The 10501-nt window shown below is 32.5% G+C and carries 11 protein-coding genes (1 of these 11 cut by a window edge); 5 read left to right on the top strand and 6 right to left on the bottom strand.

The window, feature by feature from the left end:
* From thrS to H0I26_RS09280, 5 genes are all read left to right on the top strand, one after another.
* A protein-coding gene (thrS, locus tag H0I26_RS09300) for a threonine--tRNA ligase (RefSeq protein WP_218701966.1) crosses the window boundary here: on the top strand, positions 1-1555 show its 3' portion. The gene continues 380 nt to the left of window position 1, outside the view; the window shows 1555 of its 1935 coding nt (coding positions 381-1935); the start codon falls outside the window, past its left edge; its stop codon occupies positions 1553-1555.
* Positions 1556-1625: 70 nt separating this feature from the next.
* Positions 1626-2135: a translation initiation factor IF-3 gene (gene infC / locus H0I26_RS09295; protein WP_256935332.1), complete on the top strand. Its 510-nt coding sequence runs from the start codon at positions 1626-1628 to the stop codon at positions 2133-2135.
* Between the two features lie 67 nt (positions 2136-2202).
* Positions 2203-2400 carry a 50S ribosomal protein L35 gene (rpmI, locus tag H0I26_RS09290; protein WP_090839495.1) on the top strand — a complete coding sequence of 66 codons (198 nt, stop codon included), beginning with the start codon at positions 2203-2205 and terminating at the stop codon, positions 2398-2400.
* Between the two features lie 101 nt (positions 2401-2501).
* On the top strand, positions 2502-2846 hold the full coding sequence (rplT, locus tag H0I26_RS09285; protein ID WP_090839493.1) for a 50S ribosomal protein L20: 345 nt from the start codon (positions 2502-2504) through the stop codon (positions 2844-2846).
* 162 nt (positions 2847-3008) lie between these two features.
* On the top strand, positions 3009-3812 hold the full coding sequence (locus H0I26_RS09280; RefSeq protein ID WP_218701965.1) for an HAD family hydrolase: 804 nt from the start codon (positions 3009-3011) through the stop codon (positions 3810-3812).
* Here H0I26_RS09280 and H0I26_RS09275 read toward each other — a convergent pair.
* From H0I26_RS09275 to H0I26_RS09250, 6 genes are all read right to left on the bottom strand, one after another.
* On the bottom strand, positions 3809-4909 hold the full coding sequence (locus H0I26_RS09275; protein WP_218701964.1) for an adenylate/guanylate cyclase domain-containing protein: 1101 nt from the start codon (positions 4907-4909) through the stop codon (positions 3809-3811). The two genes, H0I26_RS09280 and H0I26_RS09275, sit on opposite strands and share 4 nt — an antisense overlap.
* A 9-nt stretch (positions 4910-4918) precedes the next feature.
* A complete protein-coding gene (locus H0I26_RS09270) occupies positions 4919-5188 on the bottom strand; it encodes an EF-hand domain-containing protein (RefSeq protein WP_101018039.1) in 270 nt (89 codons plus the stop codon).
* 135 nt (positions 5189-5323) lie between these two features.
* A complete protein-coding gene (locus H0I26_RS09265; protein ID WP_218701963.1) occupies positions 5324-6583 on the bottom strand; it encodes an asparagine synthetase B in 1260 nt (419 codons plus the stop codon).
* Positions 6584-6653: 70 nt separating this feature from the next.
* Entirely contained in the window at positions 6654-7688 is a 1035-nt protein-coding gene (locus H0I26_RS09260; protein ID WP_218701962.1) for an AI-2E family transporter, read from the bottom strand.
* Between the two features lie 21 nt (positions 7689-7709).
* Entirely contained in the window at positions 7710-9242 is a 1533-nt protein-coding gene (gene dnaB / locus H0I26_RS09255) for a replicative DNA helicase (protein WP_101018036.1), read from the bottom strand.
* A 256-nt stretch (positions 9243-9498) separates the two neighbouring features.
* Positions 9499-10452 (bottom strand): acetyl-CoA carboxylase carboxyltransferase subunit alpha, encoded by a 954-nt coding sequence (locus tag H0I26_RS09250; protein ID WP_218701961.1) that lies wholly within the window; start codon positions 10450-10452, stop codon positions 9499-9501.
* Between the last annotated feature and the right edge of the window lie 49 nt (positions 10453-10501).

The following is a 10501-nucleotide window of genomic DNA, read 5'->3' as shown; positions in this document are numbered from 1 at the left end:
GATTGCCAGAGGTAAACATGAGTTTGCTATGCGATCTGTAACTAAAGCTGATGCTTTGTCTTTATATAAGGACAATGAATATAAGACTGAATTAATTGAGAATCTTGAAGATGGGACTATCACTTTTTGTGACCATGCTACTTTTACTGATTTATGTCGTGGTGGGCATATCCCAAATACAGGGATTATTAAAGCGGTAAAAATATTATCTGTTGCTGGTGCTTATTGGAGAGGTGATGAAAACAAACCGCAATTAACGCGTGTTTACGGAACGTCTTTCCCTAAACAAAAAGAATTAACTGAATATTTACATCTATTAGAGGAAGCAAAAAAACGTGATCATAGAAAATTAGGTAAAGAGCTTGAGCTTTTTACTTTTTCTCAAAAAGTTGGTGCTGGTTTACCGCTATGGTTACCTAAAGGTGCTGCTTTACGTGAGCGTTTAGAAGATTTTTTAAAGGCTGCGCAGAAAAAAGCTGGTTATGAAATGGTTATTACGCCACATATTGGTCAAAAGGAACTTTATGTTACTTCTGGTCATTATGAGAAATATGGTGCTGATAGCTTCCAACCGATTACTACACCTAAAGAAGGTGAAGAGTTTTTACTAAAACCAATGAACTGTCCTCACCACTGTGAGATATACAACAGTATGCAATGGTCCTATAAAGATTTACCAAAACGCTTTGCTGAATTTGGTACTGTTTATAGATATGAACAAAGTGGAGAATTACATGGTTTAACTAGAGTTAGAGGTTTTACTCAAGATGATGCTCACATTTTTTGTACTCCAGATCAATTAGATCAAGAGTTTAAAAACGTTATTGATTTGGTATTATACGTATTTGGATCTTTAGGGTTTGAAAACTTTACTGCACAAGTCTCTTTACGTGATCCGGAAAAACCAGAGAAGTATATTGGAAGTTTAGAAAATTGGGAAAAAGCAGAACAAGCAATAATAAACGCTGCCAAGGATAAAAACTTAAATTATGTTATAGAAACTGGCGAAGCTGCTTTTTACGGACCTAAATTAGACTTTATGGTAAAGGATGCTTTAGGAAGACAATGGCAATTAGGAACTATTCAGGTTGATTATAATTTACCTGAACGTTTTGAATTATCTTATAAAGGTAGTAATAATGAAACCCATAGACCGGTAATGATACACCGTGCTCCTTTTGGAAGTATGGAACGTTTTATTGCTATTTTATTAGAGCATACTGGCGGAAATTTCCCACTTTGGTTAATGCCAAATCAAGTTTCTATATTAACTCTTAGTGAGAAATACGAGAAATACGGGGAAAATGTTTTAACTTTGCTAGAAAATCACGAGATTCGCGCAACTTTAGATAACAGAAGTGAAACCATAGGTAAGAAGATTAGAGAGGCTGAAATGAGTAAAACGCCTTATATGATTATCATTGGAGAGCAAGAAGAGAATGAAAATAAGATATCTGTCAGACAACATGGCGGTGAAGATTTAGGCACGATTAGTGTAGATACCTTTGCAGAGATTGTTAAAACAGAGATAAATAAGACAAAAAGACAATTTTAAAATTAAGTTTAACTAAAATATATAAGTCATAGCAATACGTAGAAAAAGATCAAGAGGTCCGGCAAGAATCATTAAGGAAGATCAGCACAACATTAACGGTAAGGTTAGAGCAGAGAAAGTGCGTCTAGTTGGAGAGAATGTTGAAGTAGGAATCTATACCACTAAAGAGGCAAGAGAATTTGCAAGAGAGCAAGAACTTGACTTGGTAGAAATTTCGCCAAAAGCAGATCCGCCTGTATGTAAAATAATGGATTACAAGAAGTTTCTTTATGAACAGAAGAAGCGGGAAAAAGCATTAAAATCCAAGGCTACTAAAGTTGTAATTAAAGAAATTCGGTTTGGACCACAAACAGATGATCATGATTACGAGTTTAAGAAGAAACACGCCGAAAAATTCTTAAAAGAAGGTGCAAAGTTAAAAGCCTTTGTTTTCTTTAAGGGACGATCGATTGTGTTTAAAGAGCAAGGACAAATATTATTATTACGTTTAGCCCAAGATTTAGAAGAAATTGGTAAAGTAGAACAAATGCCAAGACTTGAGGGAAAACGTATGACTATGTTTATTGCTCCAAAGAAGTAAGAAGTTGCTGAAAGAATTTCAGTACTTAAAAATATTATAAGCGAAATAATTAAAACTAGGAAACAAAATGCCTAAAATGAAAACAAAATCTAGTGCTAAAAAGCGTTTCAAGCTTACTGGTACTGGTAAAATTAAAAGAAAGCACGCTTTTAAGAGTCACATCTTAACAAAGAAGTCTAAAAAGCGTAAGCTTAAGTTAACTCATGACGGTTTAGTACATAAAGCGGATGAGAACAACATTAAAGTAATGATGCGTTTAAAGTAACATTACCTTAATTTGGTTACAAATTATTATTTATAAACCCTGGAGTTAGGCCTATATAAAGTGTTATTAATTAACCGCCTACTACAAAACACATTAAAATTATGCCTAGATCAGTAAATTCTGTTGCCAAAAGAGCCAGAAGAAAAAAGGTGCTTAAACAAGCAAAAGGTTACTTTGGACGTCGTAAAAACGTTTGGACAGTAGCAAAAAATGCGGTTGACAAAGCTATGCAATATGCATACAGAGACCGTAGAAATAAAAAGAGAACTTTCCGTGCATTATGGATCACGCGTATTAACGCTGGAGCTAGATTACATGGAATGACTTACTCACAATTTATGGGGAAAGTAAAAGCTAACAATATCGAATTAAACCGTAAGGTTTTAGCTGATTTAGCAATGAACAATCCAGATGCTTTTGAAGCAATTGTGAACAAAGTAAAATAAAAGGCATTTTGCCAATTGTATAACAATACTTCGCTTATAACATAGAAAATCCGATTCTTAATTGAATCGGATTTTTTTATGCCTTTAATTATAACTTAACGCTAAATATTGCTGTTTTTGAAACAATACAATTAGATTTACAACCTAACACTTTACACCCTTATGAATTTAAGTCAAGTCAAATTAATAGTTTCCGATCTAGATGGGACGTTACTGAACTCTAATCACGAAGTTAGTTCCAAATTCTTTAAACTTTTTAAGATATTACAATCGAAAAATATTCTATTTGTTGCCGCTAGTGGACGTCCATATTATAGTATGATTGACAAATTAGCTCCGATAAAAAATGACATTATTATAGTCTCTGAGAATGGTGGATTGGCTGTAAAAAAAAATGATTTGCTTATTTCTAATACATTTAAAACTGAAAATTTAAATGCTATATCTGATATAATACTTAATTTAAAAGATACTCATCCCGTTTTTTGTACAAAAGATAAGGCCTACGTTATCAGTAAATCTAAAAAATTAATGTCTCTTTTAAGTGAATACTATTCCAATTACGACATTATAGAAACTATAGCAGACATTAAAGAAGACATTTATAAGATTGCATTATACCATGAGGAAAGTTCTGAAAAGTATATATATCCTTCTGTAAAGCATCTAGAATCTAATTTTAAAGTAAAAGTATCTGCAAATCATTGGGTGGATATATCAGAAAATATTGCTAACAAAGGTTACGCAATAAAACACATACAAGAACTTCACAACATTACCGAAGCAGAAACTATGGTTTTTGGTGACTATAATAATGACATAGAAATGCTCCAGTTAGCTCATTTTAGTTATGCTATGGACAACGCACATCCCCATGTAAAAGCTGTCGCTAATTTTACTACTAAAACGAATGATGAGAATGGCGTCGAATTTATTATAAAACAATTAATTGACAGTTTGGATTAGCTATTTTTATTAATAGAAACTAACTTCACCTCAGATTCTTTACCTTTTAAAGCAATGTCCCCTATAGATTCTAGTTTATATTTATGTAACTTTAATTTGTCCAACAAGGTTTGAGAGATTAAAAGCGTTTCGTTGTAAGCATTACATTCCCCTTGAATTCGTGCTGCTGTATTTATAACATCACCATGGTATGCAATCTCTTTTTTAATTGTTCCTACTTCTGTGACTATTAACTTTCCGCCATGTAGACCAGCTTTAAATTTAGGTAGAATGCCAAATTTTTTGATATATGTTTTTTCTTTTTTAAGTAACCTATCTTGAAACTTAAAGAACAGTTCTACACAATTGTTATCCTTTATTCCTTTATCAAAAGGCCAACTTATTACTGCTTCATCACCAACATATTGATAAATCTCTGCATTATAATTAGGCAATACATAGTTAAGATCGTAAAAACATTGCTGTATCAACTCGCTATATTTAAAATGGCCTAATTGTTCTGCAATAGTCGTCGACGCTTGTAAATCCAAAAACATAAAAATGCGTCTTTCTTCTCTTGGTTTTTTATATTTTCCTATCAATTGATTAAAGAATACGCCTCTACCAAAATTATCTTTGGCAATTTTTAAGAATGAAAAAATTAAAGAACAGATCACAAAATAACCAACAACCAACCAAAATACTTTATTTTGAATCCACCATCCTTGTTCATTTGGTAAATTTCTGTCAATTTGCTCTTCAATTAAAGTTATAATAAAATTAGTTGAAAGAATTAGCATTATTAAATAAATCAGGGATTTTTCTACCAAAACCAATCCTGTCGAGAGTTTATTTAATCGCAATTTTTCGAAAAGAAACTCTACTATAGCATAAATACAGCCTACTACAATTCCGGAAAACACACCAAACTCCAACCATTGGGTTATTGGTACTCCATCTGTATCCAAACCAGGAATATCCTTTCCTACTTCAAATGCCTTTCCTCCCTCTACTCCTATTTGAAAGTACCGTATCATTATAAATACGCAAAAAGCTATAGACCAAAAAATAATGGTAGCTACTAATAATCTTAAAAACTGGACTAATAAATTTTTCAAAAGCTATATTTATTGAGAGATTTCATCAATTGCCACTTTAAACTCAGACCAACTAATTAACTGATCACCATCTTTATCATAACCTTCTATTAACTTGGAAGAAATTATACCCCGTATAAAGCCACTAATCTCGGCTTCTTGTAAAAGGTTTTTAATTTCTGATTTAGATAATTTTTGATCACCATTGTCATCAAAGAAATCGAATGCTTTTTTTGGGGTCTCAAAATGTGTTGTAATTAGAATTTCTATTTTTTTTAGGATATCCGTTTTTGTTGACATTAACAATTAATTTAAATTATTATTCTTTCTTAATTTAACCACTAATCTTTATACTATTCTACTTAAAGATCTGTTTTGTTTAACACTTGGTAAAAAAACTAATTTGATAGTGATTTATCAAAATACAAGTCTTTATTATGTCTTCTGCTTTTTCTTTTTAGCTGCAGGAAATAAGACATTGTTTAAAATAAGTCTATAACCCGGTGATGTTGGATGTAAAGATAATTCTGTTTTTGGATCACCGACCTGGTGTGTATAATCTTCTGGATCGTGACCACCATAAAAAGTAAAAAAACCTTTCCCTTTGATACCGTGAATATACTTAGCTTCTCCGTTAGTTTTATTTTCTCCCATGACCAATACGTTCGATTTAACTTGTTCTCTAGTAAAAGAAGTTGTTTGTCCCATAAACCCTTTGACCAAAGCTGTATGGTTTTGACATAACATCGTTGGGATTGGATCCCATTTAGCGGAAAAATCCATAAGTGAAAAATAATCCGTTTCCTTCGGTATTTTCCGTTTAGCTGTCATGTCTATACTTGAAAATTCATAAACCTGGGGATTCCGCTCCAACGTGTAATCTTTAAACGCAAATGTTTTTGAAAACTCTATTTTAGACTGATAATTACCATCACTACCATCTCCATCAAACATCGGTTCGCATATATCAATTCCTGCTGCAGACAATGCAATATCAAAACTTTCTGTCGCACTACACATAGCAAACATAAATCCTCCACCGACAACATAATCTCTTATTTTGAGAGCTACATCTCTTTTTTCTTCTGACACTTTAGAATACCCCAACTTAGTAGCCAATGCTTCTGCTGATTGCTTTTCTTGGATATACCATGCTGCTTGTCTATATCTAGCATAAAATTTACCAAACTGTCCCGTAAAGTCTTCGTGATGTAGGTGTAACCAATCGTACAATAATAATTCATCTTTTAAGACTTCTTCATCATAGATTGTTTCGTAAGGAATTTCAGCATAACTTAATACCATTGTAACCGCATCATCCCATGGCAATTTTCCTTTTGGCGTATAAACAGCTATTTTAGGTGCTTTTTCTAGCACAACGGATTCCATATTTTTACCTGGGCTATCTATATCTTTTAAAATAGCTTCAGTTTTCGAATCAGAAATAACTTCAAAAGTTACTCCTCGAATTTGGCATTCTCTTTGTATATCTTCACTATCCGGCAATAGAAAAGAACCGCCTCGATAATTAAGTAACCATTTTACTTTAACATTTTTCTGTAGAGTCCAATACGTAATACCATAGGCTTTTAAATGATTTTCCTGAGTCTCTGCATCCATAGGAATAAGAATGTATGAAGCAAACAATTGATTTGCAAACACGAACAGAAATAAAAATAGCGTTAATTTTTTCATCTAAAAAAGTGGTTTTATAGGTTGAAAGATACTTAAAAAACCGACTTATATAAAAGGGATTAGTATTAAATTAACTTGTCGATCCAGAAAGTAGATCTGATATAATTTTCGTCTTTGGAAACTGCTCTAAAATAATTTTAAGAAATACTGTTATTGGAATAGCCATAATTAAACCTGGAATACCCCAAATAAAGCCCCAGAACATTAACATTACTAATACTGCAATAATATTTATAGAAAAAGATTTTCCCATAAAAACAGGTTCTAAAATAGCACCAAATAATACTTGAACCCCTGTAATTGACAAGGTAAAAAACAATAACACACTCATGTTTTCAATTTCTACAAAAGCAAAAATTGATAACAATATAACTGTAATAAATGACCCTACCATTTGTACAAAGTTGATAATGAAAGCAAATAATCCCCAGAAAATAGGGAAACTAACATCAAAAACATAACACGCTAACCCAGTCCCAATTCCTGTTAAGAAACTAACCAAAAACTTAACTTTAATAAATTTGATTAAGTCTTTCTCTATCTTCATAAATGTTTTGATAGAGGTGTGTTTCTTCTTTAAAATAGTTTTATTAATTAACTGTTCCACATTAATAGACTCTGCCAACCACAGGACCACAAAAAAAGTTGTCATTAATAAAGCCGTTAAAAATTTACTAATAAAACTAAGTGTTGGCGACAAGTTACTTAATAACGCATCTTTATTTAGAAGCCTAGTTAACGACCTACTACCTTCTACCTTATCAACTCCAAAGAAGGTTTGCGTATTATCAATTAACATATTGATTTTATCTTCAGCTTTATGGAAAAATTGAGAATCTGATGCTATAATTTCTTTACTAGATAATTTAACCAACTCTACCCCAGCTTTAACACCCAAAGCGATAACAAGTAAGACCACAAAAACACTAACGGCTTTTGGAAGTTTCCGTTTACGTAAAAAACGCATTAATGGTAAAAACAGCAATGCAATAAACATTGAGAATACTAACGGTACGAAAATAAAAGACAACACTTTTAGTAAATAAAAAATAATTGGTATTACAATTATTAAAAGCAAATAGTTAGTCGTTTTGATTTTATCCATCAAAGTAATAATTAATTTATATTAAAAAGGTACATCATTATCTTCTTCTGGTGCTCCAAAAGCATCATTAGCAGAAGGGAAATTATCTGGAGCAAATGTATTATCATTTGCAGCAGCATTCATTTTACTATGGAATTCTTGACCAAAAGGTGTATCAAAATCATCTAAGTTATCAAACTTACCTAAATGACCGATAAATTTAAGTCTAATACTTTCTAAACCACCATTACGGTGCTTTGCTACTATAAACTCACCTTGACCTTCAGTCGGAGAACGTTCTTCATCATCCCATTCGTCGATTTTATAATATTCTGGTCTATAAATAAAACTTACAATATCGGCATCTTGCTCAATAGCTCCAGATTCACGTAAATCGGATAATAAAGGACGTTTACTTCCACCACGCGTTTCTACAGCACGCGATAGTTGTGATAATGCAATTACAGGTAAACTTAATTCTTTAGCCAATGCTTTTAAGTTACGAGAAATAGTCGATATTTCTTGTTCACGGTTACCACCAGATCCGGCAGCTGTCATTAACTGTAAATAATCAATCATGATCATTCTAATACCGTGTTGCGATGCTAAACGACGTGCTTTTGCACGTAAATCAAAAATAGAAAGTGAAGGTGTATCATCAATAAAAAGTGGCGCTTTCTCTAACGCTTTTACTTTTACGTTAAGTTGTTCCCACTCGTGCTTCTCTAATTTTCCTGTTCTCAGTTTTTCTGAAGACAATCCAGTCTCACTAGAAATTAAACGTGTAATTAACTGTACAGATGCCATCTCTAAAGAGAAAAAGGCTACTGGTATATTTGAATTTACGGCAACGTTTCGTGCCATAGTCAAAGTAAAGGCCGTTTTACCCATACCCGGACGTGCTGCAATAATAATTAAATCACTTTCTTGCCATCCAGACGTCAGTTTGTCTAGTTTATTAAAACCAGAAGGCACCCCACTCATCCCCTCTTTTTTGGAGATTTCTTCAATTTTCTTTTTAGCTTGTATTACAAGATCTTGTGCTGTTTCACTTGATTTTTTAATATTTCCTTGCGTTACTTCGTAAAGTCGAGATTCTGCTTTATCTAATAAATCAAAAACATCCTGCGTCTCGTCATAAGCTTCTTCAATAATCTCTGAAGAAATCTTAATTAAACTACGTTGTATAAATTTCTGTAAAATAATACGGGCATGAAACTCGATATGGGCAGAAGACGATACTTTCTGCGTTAAGGAAATCAAATAAAAATCTCCACCAGCTAAATCTAAAGTCGAATTTGTCTTTAATTGTGTCGAAACTGTTAATAAGTCAATAGGTTGGCTCTCTTGAAACAACATAAAGATCGCTTCAAATATGTGTTGATGTGCTTCTTTATAAAAAGCATCAGCGCTTAAAATATCAATAACTTCATCCACCCCTTTTTTATCAATCATCATGGCACCAAGTACGACCTCCTCTAGATCTAACGCCTGAGGTGGAATCTTCCCTTTTTCAAGGTTAATTATGGTACTTCTATCAACTTGATAGCCTTTTACTTGATTGGGTTGCTTCATCGATATACTATAATTTTAAGTTTAAAACTTAATGATTTTTTGGTTAAATATTGACTAATAAGAGGTTAAAAACCTTCTGTTTTTAGACTTAGCGAAAGTAAATAAATTGTTAAGAAATATTGAATTACAAAGTTACTCAATCTTAACAGGTCATCAACATTTATACTGTTAATAAGTCTATTTTTTTGTTAATAAGCATAAAAAAAAACCTGAAGCCTAAACTTCAGATTTATGTTAGCAAATGGATTTATAAGGTTTACCCCTTAAAAACTCCCATGTCACAATATTTTTCGATACGTTTATTTACTAAATCCTTTGGTGATAAGTTTTTAAACTCGTCATAAGCTGAAACAATAGCTTCAGATACCGTTTTAAAAGTTGTTTCTCTATCAGAATGTGCTCCACCAAGTGGTTCTTTAATGATTTCGTCAACAATTTTCATTTTTTTCATATCTGTAGGCGTCAACTTTAACGCTTCAGCAGCAAGTTCTTTATATTCCCAACTTCTCCATAATATAGAAGAACAAGATTCCGGAGAAATCACAGAATACCATGTGTTTTCCAACATCATAATCTTATCACCTACTCCTATACCTAATGCTCCTCCAGAAGCACCTTCACCAATTACTATGGTAATAATAGGTACTTTTAAACGTGTCATTTCTAAAATATTTCTTGCAATAGCTTCTCCTTGTCCTCGCTCTTCAGCTTCTAAACCAGGATAAGCACCAGGCGTATCTAATAAAGTTACAACAGGAATTCCGAATTTTTCAGCAGATTTCATCAATCGTAATGCTTTACGATACCCTTCTGGGTTAGCCATACCAAAATTACGGTATTGTCTAGTTTTGGTATTGTATCCTTTTTGTTGACCAATAAACATAAAACTCTGGTCTCCAATTTTACCTAAACCACCAATCATAGCCTTATCATCCTTAAAACTTCTATCACCATGAAGCTCTAAAAAAGAGTCGCCACAAAGTGATTTAATATAATCTAAAGTATATGGTCTATCTGGATGACGTGACATTTGTACACGTTGCCATGGGGTAAGGTTTTTGTATATTTCCTTTTTTGTTGCTACAAGCTTTTTCTCTATCTGCTTGCAAGTCTGTGTCACATCTACATCACTCTCTTCTCCAATAATTTGACACTTTCCTAGTTGTTCTTCTAGTTCTTTAATCGGTAATTCAAATTCTAAATATTCCATAGGGAATGATAGTTTTGTTTATTTGTTAGCTAGCAAAATTACATATTTT

The organism is Olleya sp. HaHaR_3_96, from assembly GCF_019278545.1.
In the GTDB taxonomy this organism is placed as follows: domain Bacteria; phylum Bacteroidota; class Bacteroidia; order Flavobacteriales; family Flavobacteriaceae; genus Olleya.
Note: the sequence above shows the minus strand (reverse complement) of the source record. Positions and strands in the feature narration are given on the sequence as shown.

Excerpts from the sequence above, each read along its gene's own strand:
- rpmI (WP_090839495.1), top strand. The coding sequence starts at position 2,203 with ATGCCTAAAATGAAAACAAAATCTAGTGCTAAAAAGCGTTTCAAGCTT.
- H0I26_RS09265 (WP_218701963.1), bottom strand. The coding sequence starts at position 6,583 with ATGAAAAAATTAACGCTATTTTTATTTCTGTTCGTGTTTGCAAATCAA.
- rplT (WP_090839493.1), top strand. The coding sequence starts at position 2,502 with ATGCCTAGATCAGTAAATTCTGTTGCCAAAAGAGCCAGAAGAAAAAAG.
- H0I26_RS09250 (WP_218701961.1), bottom strand. The coding sequence starts at position 10,452 with ATGGAATATTTAGAATTTGAATTACCGATTAAAGAACTAGAAGAACAA.
- H0I26_RS09280 (WP_218701965.1), top strand. The coding sequence starts at position 3,009 with ATGAATTTAAGTCAAGTCAAATTAATAGTTTCCGATCTAGATGGGACG.
- dnaB (WP_101018036.1), bottom strand. The coding sequence starts at position 9,242 with ATGAAGCAACCCAATCAAGTAAAAGGCTATCAAGTTGATAGAAGTACC.
- H0I26_RS09260 (WP_218701962.1), bottom strand. The coding sequence starts at position 7,688 with ATGGATAAAATCAAAACGACTAACTATTTGCTTTTAATAATTGTAATA.
- H0I26_RS09270 (WP_101018039.1), bottom strand. The coding sequence starts at position 5,188 with ATGTCAACAAAAACGGATATCCTAAAAAAAATAGAAATTCTAATTACA.